Annotated in this window: 17 protein-coding genes; 7 read left to right on the top strand and 10 right to left on the bottom strand. The window is 67.7% G+C overall.

What is annotated here, in order from left to right; translation table 11 throughout:
- Positions 1-72: 72 nt before the first annotated feature.
- On the bottom strand, positions 73-1,083 hold the full coding sequence (locus ACEOAB_RS21285; protein WP_056593673.1) for a LacI family DNA-binding transcriptional regulator: 1,011 nt from the start codon (positions 1,081-1,083) through the stop codon (positions 73-75).
- A 284-nt stretch (positions 1,084-1,367) separates the two neighbouring features.
- Here ACEOAB_RS21285 and ACEOAB_RS21280 point away from each other — a divergent pair, with 284 nt between their 5' ends.
- The 4 genes from ACEOAB_RS21280 to ACEOAB_RS21265 are packed head-to-tail and all read left to right on the top strand — an operon-like array spanning position 1,368 to position 6,011.
- Entirely contained in the window at positions 1,368-2,291 is a 924-nt protein-coding gene (locus tag ACEOAB_RS21280) for an SMP-30/gluconolactonase/LRE family protein (protein ID WP_413748252.1), read from the top strand.
- Positions 2,288-3,808 (top strand): sugar ABC transporter ATP-binding protein, encoded by a 1,521-nt coding sequence (locus tag ACEOAB_RS21275; protein WP_413748251.1) that lies wholly within the window; start codon positions 2,288-2,290, stop codon positions 3,806-3,808. Before ACEOAB_RS21280 ends, ACEOAB_RS21275 begins: the two co-directional genes overlap by 4 nt.
- Positions 3,805-4,902, top strand: coding sequence for an ABC transporter permease (locus ACEOAB_RS21270; protein WP_413748250.1), 1,098 nt, complete (start codon positions 3,805-3,807; stop codon positions 4,900-4,902). The genes ACEOAB_RS21275 and ACEOAB_RS21270 overlap by 4 nt, the downstream gene beginning before the upstream one ends.
- The gene (locus ACEOAB_RS21265; protein ID WP_413748249.1) at positions 4,899-6,011 is read left to right on the top strand and encodes an ABC transporter substrate-binding protein; all 1,113 of its coding nucleotides are present in this window, start codon (positions 4,899-4,901) and stop codon (positions 6,009-6,011) included. Before ACEOAB_RS21270 ends, ACEOAB_RS21265 begins: the two co-directional genes overlap by 4 nt.
- A 40-nt stretch (positions 6,012-6,051) precedes the next feature.
- Here the strand turns inward: ACEOAB_RS21265 and ACEOAB_RS21260 are convergent, their stop codons facing one another.
- Positions 6,052-6,453, bottom strand: coding sequence for a phage holin family protein (locus tag ACEOAB_RS21260; protein ID WP_056593660.1), 402 nt, complete (start codon positions 6,451-6,453; stop codon positions 6,052-6,054).
- Between the two features lie 168 nt (positions 6,454-6,621).
- Here ACEOAB_RS21260 and shkS point away from each other — a divergent pair, with 168 nt between their 5' ends.
- On the top strand, positions 6,622-8,037 hold the full coding sequence (shkS, locus tag ACEOAB_RS21255) for a surface-behavior sensor histidine kinase ShkS (RefSeq protein WP_413748248.1): 1,416 nt from the start codon (positions 6,622-6,624) through the stop codon (positions 8,035-8,037).
- Positions 8,038-8,197: 160 nt separating this feature from the next.
- Here shkS and ACEOAB_RS21250 read toward each other — a convergent pair whose 3' ends face one another.
- From ACEOAB_RS21250 to ACEOAB_RS21215, 8 genes are all read right to left on the bottom strand, one after another.
- Positions 8,198-8,800: a LuxR C-terminal-related transcriptional regulator gene (locus ACEOAB_RS21250; protein ID WP_007837193.1), complete on the bottom strand. Its 603-nt coding sequence runs from the start codon at positions 8,798-8,800 to the stop codon at positions 8,198-8,200.
- A 73-nt stretch (positions 8,801-8,873) separates the two neighbouring features.
- Positions 8,874-10,214: a tryptophan--tRNA ligase gene (locus ACEOAB_RS21245; protein WP_413748247.1), complete on the bottom strand. Its 1,341-nt coding sequence runs from the start codon at positions 10,212-10,214 to the stop codon at positions 8,874-8,876.
- Positions 10,215-10,228: 14 nt separating this feature from the next.
- The gene (locus tag ACEOAB_RS21240) at positions 10,229-10,900 is read right to left on the bottom strand and encodes a site-2 protease family protein (protein ID WP_056593650.1); all 672 of its coding nucleotides are present in this window, start codon (positions 10,898-10,900) and stop codon (positions 10,229-10,231) included.
- A 40-nt stretch (positions 10,901-10,940) separates the two neighbouring features.
- Complete coding sequence (locus ACEOAB_RS21235) at positions 10,941-11,576, bottom strand: L-threonylcarbamoyladenylate synthase (RefSeq protein ID WP_056593646.1); 636 nt, start codon at positions 11,574-11,576, stop codon at positions 10,941-10,943.
- Positions 11,577-11,594: 18 nt separating this feature from the next.
- Complete coding sequence (locus tag ACEOAB_RS21230) at positions 11,595-12,572, bottom strand: DMT family transporter (protein ID WP_413748246.1); 978 nt, start codon at positions 12,570-12,572, stop codon at positions 11,595-11,597.
- A complete protein-coding gene (locus tag ACEOAB_RS21225; RefSeq protein WP_413748245.1) occupies positions 12,569-13,426 on the bottom strand; it encodes a 3',5'-nucleoside bisphosphate phosphatase in 858 nt (285 codons plus the stop codon). Before ACEOAB_RS21225 ends, ACEOAB_RS21230 begins: the two co-directional genes overlap by 4 nt.
- 97 nt (positions 13,427-13,523) lie before the next feature.
- Positions 13,524-14,567, bottom strand: a complete 1,044-nt coding sequence (locus ACEOAB_RS21220; protein WP_495653102.1) for a transporter — start codon at positions 14,565-14,567, stop codon at positions 13,524-13,526.
- A gap of 9 nt (positions 14,568-14,576) precedes the next feature.
- On the bottom strand, positions 14,577-16,220 hold the full coding sequence (locus ACEOAB_RS21215; RefSeq protein ID WP_413750736.1) for an inorganic phosphate transporter: 1,644 nt from the start codon (positions 16,218-16,220) through the stop codon (positions 14,577-14,579).
- 146 nt (positions 16,221-16,366) lie between these two features.
- Here ACEOAB_RS21215 and ppk2 point away from each other — a divergent pair, with 146 nt between their 5' ends.
- On the top strand, positions 16,367-17,287 hold the full coding sequence (gene ppk2 / locus ACEOAB_RS21210; protein ID WP_413750737.1) for a polyphosphate kinase 2: 921 nt from the start codon (positions 16,367-16,369) through the stop codon (positions 17,285-17,287).
- 63 nt (positions 17,288-17,350) lie between these two features.
- Positions 17,351-18,391, top strand: a complete 1,041-nt coding sequence (locus tag ACEOAB_RS21205) for an extracellular catalytic domain type 1 short-chain-length polyhydroxyalkanoate depolymerase (RefSeq protein ID WP_413750738.1) — start codon at positions 17,351-17,353, stop codon at positions 18,389-18,391.
- Positions 18,392-18,413 lie beyond the last annotated feature (22 nt).

The raw sequence follows: 18,413 nt of genomic DNA, 5'->3' as shown, positions 1-18,413 counted from the left end.
AGACCGGTCGGTCGAATTCGCGAGGGAAGTGATGGACCTGGTACAGGTCTGCGCGCTGCGAGAGCGCTGGGCCTACGAACTCTCCCGCTGCTCGATGTGGAACGGAATCAGCACCGTCTCCGCAGGCGGCCGATGCCCTTCGCGCGCACCGTCGATCACGCGCAGCAGCAGCTCGCCGGCCGCCTTGCCGATGCCCACGCAATCCACCGCCACGGTGGTGATGCGCGGATGGCAGGCGCGCGCCACCTCGAAATCGCCGAAGCCCGCGATCGCGATGCGGCCCGGCACGTCCCAGCCGCGGCGCTGGCATTCCATGAGTGCACCGAAGGCCGAGAGGTCGGACACGCAGATCACGGCATCCACGTCGGGCCACTGCCGGATCAGCTGCGCCACCGCCTCGCCGCCTTGTGCCATCGAAATGGGCGGCTGGCCGAAGCTGATGACGTGGCCGTCGGGCAGACCCAGTTCGCGGATCGCCTGCGCGTAGCCACGCTGCCGGTCGGCGCCACGCGTGTCGCGGTTCGAGGTGCCGCCGATGAAGGCGATGCGCCGGTAGCCCTTGCTGTGCAGATGCCGCACCATCGAGGCCGCTGCCTCCGCGTTCGAGAAGCCGACCGTGTGCTCGATCGGCGTGGCGGGCAGGTCCCAGGTCTCGACCACCGGCACGCCGGCCGCCTGCAGCATCGCGCGTGCGGCGGGCGTGTGCGAGCCGCCCGTGAGGATCACGCCCTCGGGCCGGCGCGCGAGCATGGCGCGCAGCAGGCGCTCTTCGGTTTCCACGCGGTAATCGGTGTAGCCCAGCAGCACCTGGAGGCCGCGCGCTTCCACGGCCGCGGTGATGCCCTGTGCGGTTTCCGAAAAGTTGGAGTTGTTGAGCGAGGGGATCAGCACCGCGATGAAGCCCGAGCGCTTGCTGGAGAAGGTGCGCGCCGTCTGGTCGATGACGTAGCCCATTTCCTCGCAGGCCTGCAGGATGCGCTGGCGCAGCGCCTCGGAGGTCACGCGGTCGCTGCTCGCGCCCCGGTTGAGCGCGCGCGACACCGTCATCTTCGACACGCCGACGCGCGCGGCCACGTCGGCCATCGTCGCAGGACGGGCGAGGGGGGCGGCGGTGGCTTTGTTTGGAGGCAAGGGGCTTCTTTCTCTCTCGGAAATGCGGGTTCGAGGATATGCGACGCAAGAGCGACGTGTAATCAGATACCGATAACCAATGACGTGCAGAAATCGATGCACAAAAGAATACGGCGAATCAGGATTTTCCAAGAGTGAAAAAGGCGCAACAGGCATACGGGAAAAGCCTAAGTTACCGGTATCTTTTTGAGTGCCACACTGCGAGCCCCAAGTTCAGGGAAACCAGCGCTGTGGCCATGACCATCGAAGTCTTCGACTCCCGTTTTGCCTCCGTTGCCCGCGATGCCGGCCCGCTCGAGCGCCTGTGCACCGGCGCTGCCTGGAGCGAAGGCCCGGTGTGGATGCGCGAAGACGGCGCGGTGCTGTGGAGCGACATCCCCAACAACCGCATGCTGCGCTGGCATGCCGAGGCCGGCATGAGCGTGTGGCGCGAGGGCGTGGAGTTCACCAACGGCCACACGCGCGAAGCCGATGGCGCCCTGCTGCACTGCTCGCACGGCCGGCGCGCCATCGTGCGCACGCGCTTCGGCTCGGGGCTGCTGCCGCAGGACGACGAGGTGGTGGTCGACCGTTACCAGGGCCGCCGCCTCAACTCGCCCAACGACATCGTCGTGAAGCGCGACGGCAGCATCTGGTTCACCGATCCGCCGTACGGCATCGTGTCCGACCATGAAGGGCACAAGGCACAAAGCGAGCTGGGCCGAAACCATGTGTTCCGCTTCGATCCCGCGAGCGGCGCGCTGCGCTCGGTGAGCGACTTCGTCGAGGAGCCCAACGGCCTGGCCTTCTCGCCCGACGAAAGCCTGCTCTACGTGAGCGACACGTCGGCCGCGTTGCGCACCGACGGCTCGGGGCATCACCACATCGTCGCCTTCGACGTGATCGGCGGGCAGGACCTCGGCAACCCGCGCGTGTTCGCGGTCGTGGCGCCGGGGCTCGCGGATGGCTTTCGCGTCGACGTGCACGGCTTCGTCTACACGAGCAGCGCCGACAGCGTGCAGGTCTACCACCCCGACGGCACGCGCATGGCGCGCATCGCGGTGCCGGAGAAGGTGGGCAACCTGACCTTCGGCGGCAGCGACGGCGACGAGCTGTACGTGTGCGCCTCGACCTCGCTCTACCGCATCCGCCTGAACACCCGCGGGGCGGCCGGCGCATGAGCACCGCCTCTCCACTGCTGCAGTTCCAGTCGATCAGCAAGCGCTTCGGCGGCACGCAGGCCGTCGACAGCGTCACGCTCGACGTGCGCGCCGGAGAAATCATCGCGCTGCTCGGCGAGAACGGCGCGGGCAAGTCGACGCTCATCAAGCTGCTCGCCGGCATCTATCCCGCCGACCAGGGCGAGATTCTTTTCGACGGCAAGCCGCAGGCCGACTGGCGGCGCAGCGACCGGCGCGAGCAGCCGGTCGCCTTCATCCACCAGGACCTGGGCCTCGTCGAATGGATGACGGTCGCCGAGAACGTGGGCCTGGGCACCGGCTATCCGCGCCGCTTCGGGCTCATCGACTGGTCCGCCGCGAACGACACGGCGCGCCGCGTGATGGCGCGCGTGGGTTGCGACATCGACCCCGGCCGCCGTGTGTTCTCGCTCACGCGCGCCGAGAAATCGCTGCTCGCCATCGGGCGCGCGCTCGAGGTGAAGGCGCGGCTGCTGGTGCTCGACGAGCCCTCGGCCAGCCTGCCGATGAGCGACGTGGAGCGCATGTTCGGCGTGCTGCGCGAACTGCGCCGCCAGGGCATGGCGATGCTGTACGTGTCGCACAGGCTCGACGAGGTGATGGCGATTTCAGACCGCGCGGCCGTGATGCGCGACGGCAAGCTGGTGGCCGTGAAGACCACGGCGCAGACGAACGAGGGCGAGCTTGTCGGGCTGATCGTCGGCAAGGCGCTGTCGGCTTCGGTGCAGAAGGCGAAGGCTCCGGCGCGGCGCGAGCCCGTGCTGCAGCTCGATGGCGCGGCCAGCGGCAACGCCGGACCATTGAGCCTCGCGGTGCACCGCGGCGAGGTGCTGGGCCTCGTCGGCCTGCGAGGTGCGGGCCACGAGGCCATCAGCCGCGCGATCTTCGGCCGCGAGCCGCTGTCGGCCGGCCGCATGCAGCTGCTCGGCAATGCATGCGATTTCACCTGCCCGGCGGACGCCATTCGAGCGGGCGTGGCCTACGTTGCGGGCGAACGGCTCGAGGAGAACCTCGCCGGCTCGATGACCGTGCTCGAGAACCTCTTCCCCAACGCCGCGTTGCACGGCGACCGCGGCCTGGCCTTCGACCGCCCGCGCCGCGAGAACGGCCACGCGCTCTCGCTCATCGCGCGCTTCGACATCAACCCGCCCGCGCCTTCGGCCGAAGTGCAGCAGCTCTCCGGCGGCAACCAGCAGAAGGTGGTGCTGGCGCGCTGGTTCCATCTCGACAAGCCGCTGGTGGTGCTCGAGGAGCCGACTGCCGGCGTGGACGTCGGCGCCAAGCGGCAGATCTACGGCGTGCTGCGCGAGCGCGCAGAGGCCGGCACGGCGCTGGTCGTCGTCTCCACCGACTTCGAGGAAATCGCGACTGTGTGCACGCGCGTGCTCGTGTTCCGCGACGGCCTGATCGCCGCCGAACTCGCGGGCGAGGCGATCACGGTCGAAAGACTCCTGGCATTGGCAGCAGGCGCGGCAACGCGCGAGGAAATATCAGCATGAGCAGTTCGATCAAGTCCACGGCGCTGGAGCCCGACAAGTCCCTCGACGGCGAAGCCATCTCCCTCGCGCAGAGCATCGGCCGCGCGATGCCGGTCTACGGGCTGGTGGTGCTGATGGTGGCGCTGGCGCTGCTGTTCTCGCTGCTGCTGCCCGACACCTTCCCGACGCTGTTCAACCTGCGCGCGATCCTGGCCGACAAGTCGGTGATCGCGCTGCTGGCGCTGGCCGCGACCATCCCGATGATCACCGGCAAGATCGACCTCACGGTGGGCTACGGCATCGTGCTGTGGCACATCCTCGCGATCAGCCTGCAGACGCAGCTCGGCCTGCCGTGGCCGGCGGCGGTGCTCGTCGTGCTGCTGTGCGCGGCGCTGTTCGGCGTGCTCAACGGGCTGCTGGTCGAGCTCGCGCAGATCGATTCGTTCATCGCCACGCTGGGCACCGGCACCGTGATCTACGCGGTGGCCATGTGGCACAGCGGCGGTCGGCAGGTGGTGGGCGAACTGCCCGACGGCTTCGTGGGCATCGCGGGCGGCAGCCTGCTGGGGCTGCCGGTGGGCGCGTTCTATGTGCTCGCGGTGAGCGTCACGCTGTGGATCGTCACCGAGTTCACGCCGCTGGGCCGCGCGCTGTACGTGATCGGCGCGAACCCGAAGGCGGCGCAGCTCAACGGCATTTCGGTGCGCAGGCATGTGATGGGCGCGTTCGTCGCCTCGGGGCTGCTGTCGGGCTTCGCGGGCGTGCTGCTGGCCTCGCGGCTGCAGATCGGGCAGGCGAGCGTGGGGCTCGAATTCCTGCTGCCGGCGCTGGTCGGCGCCTTCCTCGGCTCCACCACCATCCGGCCGGGCCGCGTGAACGTGTGGGGCACGCTGGTCGGCGTGGCCATTCTTGCCATCGGCATCTCGGGCATCCAGCAGTTCGGCGGCGCCTTCTATGTGGAGCCACTGTTCAACGGCCTGACGCTGCTGGTGTCCATCGGCATCGCGGGTTGGGCGCAGCAGCGGCGCAACCGTTCGATCAAGCGGCGCATCGCCGAGCGCCAGCTCGACCACGCGCAGCCCGTTCCCATCACAACCACCGGAGACAAAGCATGAAGAAGAGTGTTCTCGCGCGCACGGCCGCCGCCGTGCTGGCCCTGTGCGCCGCCACGCTGGCGCATAAGGCGATGGCCGACGACTTTCTCGCAGCGGCGAAACAGAAGGTCGAGGTCGCGACCATGACCAAGGAGAAATGGGACGGCCCCACCGCCGGCCCGAAGGCCGCCGCCGGCAAGACCATCGTCTTCGTCGCGGGCGACATGAAGAACGGCGGCATCGTCGGCGTCAGCAAGGGCGTGGAAGAAGCGGCCCGCGCCATCGGCTGGACGGTGCGCGTCATCGACGGGCAGGGCACTGTGAGCGGTCGCACCGCCGCGCTCAACCAGGCGCTGGCCGTGAAGCCTGCGGGCATCGTGGTCGGCGGCTTCGACACCACCGAGCAGAAGGCCGCGTTCTCGGGCGCGGCCAAGTCGGGCATTCCGCTGGTCGGCTGGCACTCGGGCGAGCAGCCCGGCCCGAACGACAAGGCGGGCCTGTTCGCCAACGTGACCACTGTGACCGACGACGTGGCCGACGTTGCCGCCTCGTGGGTGGTGGCCGACTCCAACGGCAAGGCCGGCGTGGTGATCTTCACCGACTCGCAGTACGCGATTGCGCTCTACAAGGCGCGGGCGATGGAGGCCGTCATCAAGAAGTGCGGCGGCTGCACCGTGCTGAGCTTCGAGGACAGCCCGATTGCCGAAAGCTCCACCCGCATGCCGCAGCTCACCACCTCGCTGCTGCAGCGCTTCGGCGACAAGTGGACGCACTCGCTGGCCATCAACGACCTGTATTTCGACTTCATGGGCCCGTCGCTCACGGCGGCCGGCAAGAAGGGCGACGCCAACCCGAAGGCCGTGTCGGCCGGCGACGGCTCCGAGGCCGCGTACCAGCGCATCCGCACGCAGCGCTTCCAGGCCGGCACCGTGCCGGAGCCGCTGAACATGCAGGGCTGGCAGATCGTCGATGAGCTGAACCGCGCCTTCGCCAAGGAGAAGTGGTCGGGCTACGTGCCCAAGGTGCACCTCGTGACGGTGGGCAACGTGGGCAAGGACGGCGGGCCGAAGAACGTGTTCGATCCGGACAACGGGTACCGCGACAAGTACAAGGCCGTCTGGGGCAAGTAGGGCGCGTCGCTCGATGTCTTTCGCCTGAGCGCGAAGGCGCTCAGAGCCAGTTGCCGCTCTGCGGCATCTGCACCTTCTCGGCCGGGTCGCTGCCCGTGACGAACGAGCCGATGAAGATGCTCAGCAGCGAGATGAAGATGCTCGCGAACAGCGCGGTCCAGAAGCCCGACACCCGGAAGCCTTTCACCAGCGCGGCCACCAGCAGGATCATCAGCGCATTGATGACCAGCAGGAAGAGGCCGAAGGTCACCAGCGTCAGCGGCAGCGTGAGCACGATCAGCAGCGGCTTGACGATCGCGTTGGCCAGGCCCAGCAGCAGCGCCGAGACCACCAGCGCACCGGTGCTGTCGAACTTGAGCCCGCGAAAGAGGTGGCTGGCCACCCACAGAGAGAGGGCGGTGATGGCCCAGTGGATGAGGAAGGGGGTCAGGTTGTTCAGCATGGGGTTCGGGTTGCACAAGCAGATGCCATGTTAGCCGGGTGCCCGTGCCCACCCCGTCCACCGGCAAGGGCATGAACTCTTCCTGCTTAAGGGCCGGATTGGCGGGTGCCGTTTTCGAAGGTTACGTGGTGAAACGATGTCGGGCGGCCCGTTAAGATCCCCGGTCTTATGGCCAATGCGTCTATCGCCAGCATGACCCCCGCCCCGGCTTCGGCCGACGAAGCCGAATCATGGGTGCGCGGCGAACTCATTCGCAGCCTCATGCGCTCTGCGAAGGGCTCGTATTTCGTTTCGGGTGCGCTGATGCCGGCGATGGTCGGCCTGAGCTGGGCCTACGTGCCCCGCTGGGAGCTGCTCACCTGGCTGATGGCAGGCTTGCTCGCCACTGCATGCCGTGCCTGGGGCGCACAGGTCTACGCGGTGCGCTATGCCGGGCGCAGTGCGGCGGCGCAGCAGCAGTTCACCGAACGCTATGGCTTCGTCTGGAGCACCAGCGCGGTGGTGTGGGGCCTCTCGGTGCTGCTGTTCTTCGAGCGCACGCCGCAGGTCAACCAGTTCATGAGCTGGCTCATCGTGGCCGGCGTGGGCACCTTTCCACTGAACGGGCTGGCGCTGCATCCGCCGCTGCTCAAGCGCTACGTCAACACGCTGTTCATCACGATGCTGGGCGCGGTGCTGATCCGGCTGGTGTCCATCACGCTGCAGCATCCGCAGTTCCAGTTCGGCTACCTGATGCCGGTGCTGCCGGTGCTGCACTGGTTCCTGCTGCTGCGGGCGGGGAGGCACATCCACGAGACGGCGCGCAACAGCCTGGAGCTGCTGTTCCATAACCATATCCTGATCAAGTCGCTGACCCAGCAGCGGCAAGCGGCGGTATCGGCCGTGGCCATGAAGAACCGCTTCCTGGCCAGCGCTGCGCACGACATGCGCCAGCCGGTACTGGCACTTTCGTTGTATGCGGATTGGCTGCGCAACGAGCCTGAACTGGTGCTGGAGCTCGCGCCCAAGATCGTGCGCGCCACGCACGCAGTGAATGCGTTGTTCGACTCGATGTTCGACCTGGCGCGCATCGATTCGGGCCAGGTGCGCCTGCACGTCGAGCGGGTCGACATGTCCGAGCTACTGCACGACCTCGAACTGCAATACCGCCCGGTAGCCGAGAGCCGCGGGCTGGACTTCCGCGTGCACGTGTGCGAAGGCTCGTTCCTGACCGACCCGATCCGCGTGCGCCGCATGATCGGCAACCTGCTGGCCAATGCGATCAAGTACACGACGGAAGGCGGCGTGCTGCTGGCTGCGCGGCAGACGCGCGACGGCCTGCGCGTGGAGGTGTGGGACACCGGCATCGGCATCGCGCCCGAGCACCTGCGCGATGTGTTCCTGGAGTTCTACAAGGTGGCAGACCATGCCGGCACCTCCGACGGCTTCGGCCTCGGGCTGGCCATCGTCGCGCGGCTGTCGCACGTGCTGGGCCACCCTGTCAGCGTGCGTTCGCGCCTGGGCCGCGGCAGCGTGTTCCGGGTGGCGCTGCACGACGCCGACGAGGCGGTGGCACAGGCGCGGGTGAGTGCGTCGGGTGGTTGAGCAATCGTCCTCCAGCGCCCTTGTGCCGCCCATAAAAAAACCGCGCAGATGCGCGGTTTTTCATTTCCAGAAACACCGAGGAACCGGCTCCGCCGGGCCTCAGGTGTTGCCCCCTGCAAGGGGGTTGGCGCAGCGACACGAAGTGCGCGAAGCCTGGGGGTCAACCAGACAACAAACCGTTCGTGCGCGCGTAGTGCAGCGCCTGCGTACGGCTCTTCACGCCCAGCCTGCGGAACAGGCGCCACAGATGCACCTTCACCGTGTGCTCGCTGATCTCCAGGTCAGTGGCGATGTCGCGGTTGCTCATGCCCTTGTCGAGCATGGCGATCAGCTGCGTCTGGCGCTTCGAGAGCTTGCCGCTGTTGGCGGCCGGCATCTCGTCGGCTTCATCTTCCGAGCCTGCCATCAGCAGGCCGCGCAAGGCCGCCGCCAGCTCGTTGGAGCTGGCCGACTTCTCGATGTAGGTGTCGGCGCCGGCCTCGATGCAGGCGTCCTCCATGTCCGCGGACGGCGCCGCCGAATACACGGCGATCGGCACGTTCGGATAGACCTGCTTGACCGCGATCACGCCCGACACGCCATTGGTGTCCGGGAGCTTCAGGTCCAGGCAGAAGAGGGTCGGCGCGCCACGCTGCTGCACAGAGCCTGCGAGCTTGTCGAGGCGCTCGAGCTCGACGATGTTCTCGGCCGGGCGCAAGCGCCGCAAGACCATCACGATCGCGTCGCGCATCAGGGGGTGGTCGTCGATGACATAAATGCTCATGTTTTCTTCCTTTGTGATCGCACCGTCTTCTCTCGTCCTGCTCACCGGCAGGTAAGCCGATGGGTTTGCCGGATCAACTCCCGCTGGTCGTGGGTGTTGCCTCCGCCAGTGCCTCAAGCGCCTCGGTGACGGCGCGTGTTTCTTCTGTCCCGATGGGTTCCAGCTGGCCGGCCAACGCGGCCAGCGTGGTCAGCGTCTGGCCGCGCTGCGCCTGCAAGAGCGCGATGGTACGGCCCGCTTCCTGCGGCGACGTGAATCCACGGCTCTGCAGCAGGGTTTCGCCGCGCGCATCCAACAGCTTGAAATAGAAAAGCCCGTCCGCCTTCTCACGGTACTGCTTGAAGCTGGGCTTCGCGACCTTGGCCGCCCGGGCTTGCCCGGAGTCCTTGCCGGCCGCGAGATTGCGCAGGCCGACCGCATGGCGCAGGCTGGCCATGAAGGGCTTCGACAGGGCCTGCGCCTTCGCGGCGCCGGCGAGCAGGATGCGCTCGATTTGGGCCGGGTCGTTCATGAGCGCGTCGTAGCGTGCGCGCAGCGGTGCCACTTCCTGGTCGATGCGCTCGAACAGCAGCTGCTTGGCGTCGCCCCAGCCGATGCCGCCGGCATATGCCTTGCGAAGCGACTCGGTTTCCTCGGCGCTGGCAAAGGCCTGGTAGATCTGGAACAGGGCCGAGCCCTCGGTGTCCTTGGGCTCGCCGGGCGCGCGCGAGTCGGTCACGATGCTGGCGATCTGCTTTTGCAGCTGCGCGCGCGGCGCGAACAGGGGGATCGTGTTGCCGTAGCTCTTGCTCATCTTGCGGCCGTCGAGGCCGGGCAGGGTGGCGACGGCGTCGTCGATCTCGGCTTCGGGCAGCGTGAAGTGTTCGCCGTACTGGTGGTTGAAGCGCTGCGCCATGTCGCGCGCCATCTCGATGTGCTGTACCTGGTCGCGGCCCACGGGCACCTTGTGGGCGTTGAACATCAGGATGTCGGCGCCCATGAGCACCGGGTACATGAAGAGGCCGGCCGTCACGTCGGCGTCGGGGTCCTCGCCCTTGGCCACGTTCTTGTCGAGCTGCGCCTTGTAGGCGTGCGCGCGGTTGAGCACGCCCTTGCCGGTGACGCAGGTGAGGAACCAGGTCAGCTCGGGGATCTCGACGATGTCCGACTGGCGGTAGAAGGTGACGCGCTCGGGGTCGAGCCCGCAGGCCAGCCAGCTGGCGGCGATCTCGAGGGTGGAGCGCTGGATCAGCGCCGGCTCCTGCACCTTGATGAGTGCGTGGTAGTCGGCCAGGAAGAAGAAGCTCTGCACGCCAGTCGCGACGCTTTGCCGCACCGAGTGGCGGATCGAGCCGACGTAGTTGCCGAGGTGCGGCGTGCCCGAGGGCGTGATGCCGGTCAGGACGCGCAGGGGAGCTTTGGAGGACGGGGCCATGGGACGAACAGGACTTAGAGCAGCAATGCCTTGAGCGGCGTGATGAGCAGGTTGATGACGAAGTAGCCCACGTCCATCAGCGGGCGCAGCCAGTAGGTGCTGACGACGCCCGCGATGACGAGGCCCATCACGATGAAGAAGCCGTACGGCTCGATGCGCGCCAGGAACATCTGGGCCTGCCCGCTGGGCAGCAGGCCCGCCAGCACGCGCCCGCCGTCGAGCGGGGGCAGCGGAAACAGGTTGAAGGCCCACATCACGAGGTTGACCAGGATGCCGCCTTGCGCCATCTGAATGAAAAAGTGTTTACTGTCGAAGCCGGCCGCGACCAGCACTATGAACAGCACGGCCCACAGGATCGCCTGGATGAAATTGGAGACGGGCCCCGCCAGCGCCACCCAGATCATGTCGCGCTTCGGGTGGCGCAGCCGCCCGAAGTTGACAGGCACCGGCTTGGCATAGCCGAACAGGAAGGCGCCCGAGGTTGCGAAGTACAGCATCAACGGCATCAGGATGGTCCCGATGGGATCGATGTGCTTCATCGGGTTGAGGGTGACGCGTCCCATGACCTCGGCCGTGTCGTCGCCGAAATGGCGGGCTACATAGCCGTGTGCCGCCTCGTGCACTGTGATCGCGAAGATCACCGGCAGCGCGTAGATCAGGATGGTCTGTATCAGGTTGGAATCCACTGGGCGATTGTGTCAGATGGGAGTGGTTATCAGCCCGATTTCAGAGGCCGAGCACGGCCAATGCGCCGCGCCCTTGCCGCACCACGACCGGGTCATCGCCCGTGCCCATGGGCGTGAGGTCGACCACGGTGGTCGGTTGCGAAGGGCAGGCGCCGGCATCGATGACCGCAGCGATCTGCTTCTCGAAGCGTTCTCGAATCGTCTGCGCGTCGTTCAGCGCTTCGGTCTCGCCCGGTGCGATCAGCGTGGTGGCCAGCAGCGGCGCGCCGTGCAGCGCAAGCAGCTCCAGCAGCACCTTGTGGTCGGGCACGCGCAGGCCGATGGTCTTGCGCTGCGGATGGCTCACGCGGCGCGGCACTTCCTTGGTCGCTTCGAGCAGGAAGGTGTAGGGGCCGGGCGTGGCCGCCTTCAGCAGGCGGTACTGCTTGTTGTCGACGCGTGCGTAGTTGGCCAGCTCGCTGAGGTCGCGGCACAGCAGGGTGAGGTGGTGCTTCTCGTCGACCTGGCGGATGCGGCGCAGCTGGTCGACCGCGTCCTTGTCGTCGAGGTGGCAGGCCAGCGCGTAGCTGGAGTCGGTAGGCACGGCCACGATCTCGCCGCGCCCCAGCAGCGCGGCGGCCTGCTTCAGCAGCCGCTGCTGCGGGTTCTCGGGGTGGACTTCGAAGTACTGGGCCATGAAAGAACAATCTCCTGATCAGGATTCGGTGGGTTCGATCGGCACGCGGCGCTCGCGCACCGTGAGCCACGCACCGGCCGCGCCGCAGACTGCGATCAGCGCCATGCCGATGAGCGAATAGCGGTCGGGCATCTGTGAAAAAACGAGCCAGCCGCCCAGCATGGCAAAGGCGATCTGGGCATAGAGGTACGGCGTGAGCGTGGAAGCCGGCGCGCGCTGGTAAGCCAGGATCAGGATGAAGTGGCCCACCGTGCCCATGAAGCCCATCAGGCACAGCAGCGCCCACCATTCCCACGAAGGCAGCGTGGCCCATACGAAAGGCAGCGCAAGCGACGCGAGCAGCGTGCCGACCCAGCCCGTGTAGAAGTGCATGGTGAGCGGGTTCTCGGTCTGCGCCAATTTGCTCGTGAGCACCTGGAACCACGCGTTGGTCAGCACCAGCCCGATGGGCAGCAGGACCGCCCAGCCAAAAGCCTCGCCGCCCGGGCGCAGGATGACGAGCGTGCCGATGAAGCCGCCCGCCACCAGCATCCAGCGCAGCGGCGAGACCTGCTCCTTGAGCACGGTGGCCGCCAGCAGCGTGATCACCAGCGGCGCGATCAGCACGATCGAAGTGAACTCGGCCAGCGGCATGTAGCGCAGGCTCAGGAAGGCCAGCGTGCTCGACACCAGCAGCAATGCGCCGCGCAGCACCTGGTAGCGCGGGTGCCGCGTGCGCAGCAGCGCCGCGCCGTGCAGCGGGAGCAGCACCGCCGTGGTTGCCACCGCCTGGAAGGCATAGCGAAACCAGACGGCCATCAAGATGGGCACGCCGGCGGTCGAGAACTTGGTGGCGGTGTCGAGCGTGGCGAAGCAGGCGCTCGCGACCAGCACCATGCCGATGCCCGCGAGGATGCGTTCCGATTCCTTGCTGCGGCTGCGCTGCTGCGCCACGCGTGCATTCGCCAGCGCAACAGTAGCCGCGTTGTCGATACCGGGCCCGGAGCTCTGCCTCACTGCTGGATGCGATCGCCGAGCAGTTCCCACACAGGAGTGAGCGCACCGGGCAACGGCGGCAGCTTGCCGAGGTCGCAGTGGCTCTCGTCGGGGCTGTGGAAATCGCTGCCGCGCGAGGCGGCGAAATCGAACTCGAGCGCCTTGTCGGCGTACTCGACGAACTCGGCCGGCGTGTGGCTGCCGGTGACGACCTCGATCGCCTTGCCGCCGTGCGCCTTGAATTCGAGGAACAGCGCGTACTCCTCGTTGGCCGTGAACTTGTAGCGGCCCGGGTGCGCGATCACGGCCATGCCCCTGGCGCCGGTGATCCATTGCACCGCGTCCTTCAGCGTGGCCCAGCGATGCGGCACGTAGCCGGGCTTGCCTTCGGTGAGGAACTTGCGGAACACCTCGGGCGTGTCGCGGCAGTGGCCCTTCTCGACGAGGAAGCGCGCGAAGTGCGTGCGCGAAATGAGTTCGGGGTTGCCGACGAACTTGAGCGCACCTTCGTACGCGCCGTGGATGCCGACCTTCGCCAGCCCCTCGGACATTTCCTGTGCGCGCTTGCCGCGGCCGCCGCGCGTGTCGTAGAGGCCTTGCGACATGGCCGCGTCGTCGGCATCGAAGCCCAGGCCGACGATGTGCACCGTTTCGCCCGCGAAGGTCACGGAGATCTCGGTGCCGGTGAGGTAGCGCATGCCATTGGCACGGGCCGCGGCGGCGGCGCGATGCTGGCCGCCGACCTCGTCGTGGTCGGTGAGGGCCCAGAGTTCGACCCCGTTGGCGGCTGCGCGCGCGGCCAGTTCTTCGGGCGTCAGTGTGCCGTCGGAGACCACGGAGTGGCAGTGAAGATCGGCATTGAGGATGGAGGACACCCCGCCATTCTAGGGGGTCTGGAACATCGATGCGGGCGCATGGATGCTGCGCGAGACGCTACTAAATAAATAGCATTACTGCGCCGTGGCGCGGGGCTCAGCGCTTCTTGCGGAAAGCCGCCCAGGCCGCCACCGCGGTGAAGCTCGCGACGATCGCCACCACGATCCAGAAGCCGTGCTTGTGGTCCGCCAGCGGAATGCCGCCCACGTTCATGCCGAACAGGCCCGCCAGGATGTTGATCGGCAGCGCCAGCACCGTGACCACCGTCAGCACGAACAGGCTGCGGTTGTTGTCCTCGTTGACGTTGGCGGCAATTTCTTCCTGCAGCAGCTTGATGCGCTCCTGCAGCGCCTGCATGTCGCGCAGCACCACCGAGAACTCCTCGGTCGAGCCGCGCAGCGCCTGCGCGTCGGGCTCGGCCATCCACGCGGGAGGCCCCTGCAGCAGGCGGAAGAGGGCGGCCGGCTCGGGCGCCAGCAGCCGCTGCAGCCGCACCAGCAGCCGGCGCAGCACGCCCAGCCGCGCGCGCTTGTGGTCGAGGCGGCCGGCGAGCAGTTCGTCCTCGATGCGGTCGATGCGCGAGGTGACGCCGCGCACGATCTTCACCAATACATCGGCCTGCGCGCGCAGCAGGTGCTCGAGCAGCTCGGTGCTCGAGCGCGGCGCGTCGCCCGCCTTCACGGCCGTGCGCAGCGTGTCGACCGAGCGCAGCGGCTTGGTGCGCGCGGTGACCACGAGGCGCGGGCCCACGCTGATCCACAGCGTGGAGATGTCCGAAGGCTCGAAGCTGAACTCGAAGTGCACGTCGTTGATGACGGCGATCAGCGAGTCGTCGTCGCGCTCGATGCGCGTGGAAGGCAGGCCTTCGTGCAGCGTCTCGTAGAAGGTGTCGGACAGGTTCGCGTGCCGCAACAGCCAGCGCTCCGCATGCGCGTGGCTCAGGTTGAAGTGGAGCCAGACGTACGCGGGGTTTTCCTCGGTGCATTCACGGTCGCGCTCTTCGGCCAGCCATGCGGCGGCCTGCGCCGAGTCGATGGCCCGCGCGGGCTCTGGCGCCGAGGCGTCGAAGAGATAGCCGGAGATCAGCCCGGCTTCGTCGCCGCCATAGGACTGGGCGGCGAGGTCATGGAGTGCCGACAAGATGCGTGGTCAGAAAATGCGGGTGAACAGCCAGTAGAGCGACCCCGACAGCAGCATCGCCACCGGCAGCGTGAGCACCCAGGCCAGTGCGAGGTTGCGCAGCGTGGACATCTGCAGGCCCGAGCCGCTCGCCGTCATGGTGCCGGCCACGCCGGAGGACAGCACGTGCGTGGTCGACACAGGCAGCCCGTACATGTCGGCCGCACCGATGGTGATCATCGCCACCACCTCGGCCGAGGCGCCTTGCGCGTAGCTCAGGTGCGTCTTGCCGATCTTCTCGCCCACCGTGACGACGATGCGCTTCCAGCCGATCATCGTGCCCAGCCCCAATGCGATGGCGACCGCAACCTTGACCCACAGCGGGATGAAGCGCGTCGCATCGTCGAGTTCCTGGCGGAACGCGCCCACGCGCAGCTTCGTCTCGCCGTCGAACTTGGCGGCGCCGCTCTTGTCGAGGTGGCGGATGGCTTCGGAGGCCAGGTACATGTCGTTGCGCACGTTGGCGACGGCCTCGGCGGGCACCGCTGCGAGCGAGCCGTGCCTGCGCACCTGCTCGCCGATGCTGCCCGCGGTCGCGGCCAGCGCGGGCACGACGGCAGGACTGAATTCGCGCGTGCGCACGTAAGTGGAAAGCGTCTCGCGCGCAGCGGCGGGTTGCGGCGCCGCCTGCTGGGCGGGCAGCGAACCGGGCACGCTGCGGCTCAGCGCGTTCTGCGCCATCTCGGCCACGGCCACGAACTTCACGGTCTCGTTGGCGGGCATCGCGCGGTTCAGCGCATAGGCCATCGGCACCGTGCCCACGAGGATCAGCATGATCAGTCCCATGCCCTTCTGGCCGTCGTTGGAGCCGTGCGCGAACGACACGCCCGTGCAGGTCAGGATCAGCAGGCCGCGGATCCACCACGGCGGCGGCTCGCTGCCCTTGGGCTCTTCATACAGTGCGCGGTTCTTCACGAAGGCGCGCAGCGCCAGCAGCAGAAGGGCGGCGCAGCCGAAGCCGACCATCGGCGACAGCAGCAGCGAGTAGCCCACCTTGGTGGCCTGCGCCCAGTCGACACCGCTGGTGCCGTCGCGGCCATGCATCAGCGCATTGGCCACGCCCACGCCGATGATCGAGCCGATCAGCGTGTGCGACGAAGAAGCCGGCAGCCCCAGCCACCACGTGCCCAGGTTCCAGATGATGGCGGCGATCAGCAGCGCGAACACCATTGCGAAGCCCGCGCCCGAGCCCACCTGCAGGATCAGTTCCACCGGCAGCAGCGCGATGATGCCGAAGGCCACCGCACCGCTGGACACCAGCACGCCCAGGAAGTTGAAGAAGCCCGACCACACCACCGCGAAGTTGGGCGGCAGCGAGTGCGTGTAGATCACTGTGGCCACCGCGTTGGCCGTGTCGTGGAAGCCGTTGACGAACTCGAAGCCCAGTGCAATCAGCAAGGCCACGCCCAGCAGGATGTAGGGCACCCAGGTGGTGACCGGCGCACCCGAGGCCGTGACGTCGCCGACCAGGCTCCAGGCCGTGAAGAGCAGGCCGGCGGCCAGCAGGCCCACGAAGGTGATCAGCGTGAGCGGGCCGGGCTTGGCGTCGAGCTTGGGCCGGTGCGCGGCGGACGCCGGCGGCAACTCGGCATGCGGGGCTGCGAGCGTGTTCATGGACGATTCTGGGGTGTTGGAATGGCTCCAGATGGTGTTCGCGCCGTGTGACAACGGCGTGTCAGTCGGCCTCGAACCGTCACGCAGCCGTCATATGGGGCGAGCAGCATGCTTTTTCCGACCCTTTCACTTTCTTCTTGCCCACCATGCTGACGAGCGCACTTCCCGACCACGAAGACCTGATGCAACGCATCGCCCGCGACCTGATCGACAGCTACGACGAAGAGCTCGAACTGGAGATCGAGGACCGCAACATCGACGGCCTCGATCCGTCAGCCACCGCGTCCGCCGACAAAGCCGCCCGCCAGGCCTACTTCAAGGAGCTGTTCCGCCTGCAGGGCGAACTGGTCAAGCTGCAGGACTGGGTGCAGCACAGCAAGCAGAAAGTCGTCATCCTGTTCGAAGGCCGCGATGCGGCGGGCAAGGGCGGCGTCATCAAGCGCATCACGCAGCGCCTGAATCCGCGCGTGGCCCGTGTCGCCGCATTGCCCGCGCCCAACGACCGCGAACGCACGCAGTGGTACTTCCAGCGCTACGCCGCGCACCTGCCTGCCGCGGGCGAGATGGTGCTGTTCGACCGCAGCTGGTACAACCGCGCCGGCGTCGAGCGCGTGATGGGCTTCTGCACGGACGACGAGTACGAGGAGTTCTTCCGCACCGTGCCCGAGTTCGAGAAGATGCTGGTGCGCTCGGGCATCAAGCTCATCAAGTACTGGTTCTCCATCACCGACGACGAGCAGCACATGCGCTTTCTCGGCCGCATCCACGATCCGCTCAAGCAGTGGAAGCTGAGCCCGATGGACCTCGAAAGCCGCCGCCGCTGGGAGGAATACACCAAGGCGAAGGAAATCATGCTCGAGCGCACCCACATCCCCGAGGCGCCGTGGTGGGTGGTGCAGGCGGTCGACAAGAAGAAGGCGCGGCTGAACTGCATCAGCCACCTGCTGGGCCAGCTGCCCTACAACGAGGTGCCGCATCCGCCGGTGGAGCTGCCGGAGCGCGTGCGCCATGCGGACTACCTGCGCCAGCCCGTGCCGGCCAACATGATCGTGCCGGAGATCTACTGAGGCTCCGGATGGCGGGAGGGCCGCCGTTTGGCCGCCCGGCGCTTTGCCTTCACACTGCGCGCCATGGCCCGTCGTTCCACCGCTTCCGTCTTCGCCCGTGCCTACGAGCGCAACCTCAAGGCACTCACCAAGATCACGCTGAGCAACAGCAAGCGCGTGGCGGGGCAGGTGCAGCGCGCCACCGCCAAGCGGCTCAAGCCGCCGCCGGGCCGTGGCGACTGGCTCAGCGGCATGGCGATGGGGCCGGGCGGCGCGCGCGGCTATCACCTGTTCCGTCCGGCCGACCTGCAACTGCAGCCCGGTGAGAAACTGCCGCTCATGGTCATGCTGCACGGCTGTGGCCAGACCGGGCGCGACTTTGCCGCGAGCACGCGCATGAACGCGCTGGCCGTGCGCCAGCGCTTCCTGGTGCTCTACCCCGAGCAGGACCGCATCGCCCATCCGCAGGGCTGCTGGAACTGGTACGAGCGCCGCTCCGGCAAGGCCGACGCCGAAGCCGCGACGCTGATGGCCGCCATCGACCAGGCCTGCATGCTGTATCCCGTGGACCGCGACCGCGTGGCGCTTGCCGGTCTCTCGGCCGGCGCGAGCATGGCGGCCCTGCTTGCGACGCGCTATCCGAACCGCTTCCGCGCCGTCGTCATGCATTCGGGTGTGGCGCCCGGCGCAGCGAAGTCGTCGGCCACCGCCCTCGGCGCCATGCGCGGACAGAACGTGCCGCCGATGCCCGCCACGGCGGTCGGCAAGGCGATGGGCGCCGCGGCTGTCTTCACCACCTTGCCGCCGATGCTGGTGCTGCACGGCGATGCCGACGCAGTGGTCGCGCCGAGCAATGCCGTCAGCAGCGCCGCGGTGTGGGCCACGGCCGTGGGCGCGCGGCCCGGACTGCCGCGCGACATGCAGCGCGGTAAGCGCCGCGCGATGCGCGTGACCGACTTCAGGCGCAAGGGCCGCGCGCTCGTCACGCTGTGCGAGATCGCGGGGCTGGGCCATTCGTGGAGCGGTGGCGCGCCGAAGCTGCTGTTCAGCGACCCCGAGGGGCCCGATGCCACGCGCATGGCCTGGGCCTTCGCGGCGGCGCAGTTCAAGGCCGCAGTGCCGTAGTGAAGGCCTGAAGAAAGGAAGG

The sequence above is a fragment of the Variovorax sp. Varisp53 genome (genome assembly GCF_059491555.1).
The sequence above is the reverse complement of the archived record's forward strand: the minus strand, read 5'-3'. Positions and strand labels throughout refer to the sequence as shown.

Coding starts and splice junctions, on each gene's coding strand:
- ACEOAB_RS21285 (WP_056593673.1), bottom strand. CDS start 1,083: ATGGCCGACGTGGCCGCGCGCGTCGGCGTGTCGAAGATGACGGTGTCG.
- ACEOAB_RS21280 (WP_413748252.1), top strand. CDS start 1,368: ATGACCATCGAAGTCTTCGACTCCCGTTTTGCCTCCGTTGCCCGCGAT.
- ACEOAB_RS21275 (WP_413748251.1), top strand. CDS start 2,288: ATGAGCACCGCCTCTCCACTGCTGCAGTTCCAGTCGATCAGCAAGCGC.
- ACEOAB_RS21270 (WP_413748250.1), top strand. CDS start 3,805: ATGAGCAGTTCGATCAAGTCCACGGCGCTGGAGCCCGACAAGTCCCTC.
- ACEOAB_RS21265 (WP_413748249.1), top strand. CDS start 4,899: ATGAAGAAGAGTGTTCTCGCGCGCACGGCCGCCGCCGTGCTGGCCCTG.
- ACEOAB_RS21260 (WP_056593660.1), bottom strand. CDS start 6,453: ATGCTGAACAACCTGACCCCCTTCCTCATCCACTGGGCCATCACCGCC.
- shkS (WP_413748248.1), top strand. CDS start 6,622: ATGGCCAATGCGTCTATCGCCAGCATGACCCCCGCCCCGGCTTCGGCC.
- ACEOAB_RS21250 (WP_007837193.1), bottom strand. CDS start 8,800: ATGAGCATTTATGTCATCGACGACCACCCCCTGATGCGCGACGCGATC.
- ACEOAB_RS21245 (WP_413748247.1), bottom strand. CDS start 10,214: ATGGCCCCGTCCTCCAAAGCTCCCCTGCGCGTCCTGACCGGCATCACG.
- ACEOAB_RS21235 (WP_056593646.1), bottom strand. CDS start 11,576: ATGGCCCAGTACTTCGAAGTCCACCCCGAGAACCCGCAGCAGCGGCTG.
- ACEOAB_RS21215 (WP_413750736.1), bottom strand. CDS start 16,220: ATGAACACGCTCGCAGCCCCGCATGCCGAGTTGCCGCCGGCGTCCGCC.
- ppk2 (WP_413750737.1), top strand. CDS start 16,367: ATGCTGACGAGCGCACTTCCCGACCACGAAGACCTGATGCAACGCATC.
- ACEOAB_RS21205 (WP_413750738.1), top strand. CDS start 17,351: ATGGCCCGTCGTTCCACCGCTTCCGTCTTCGCCCGTGCCTACGAGCGC.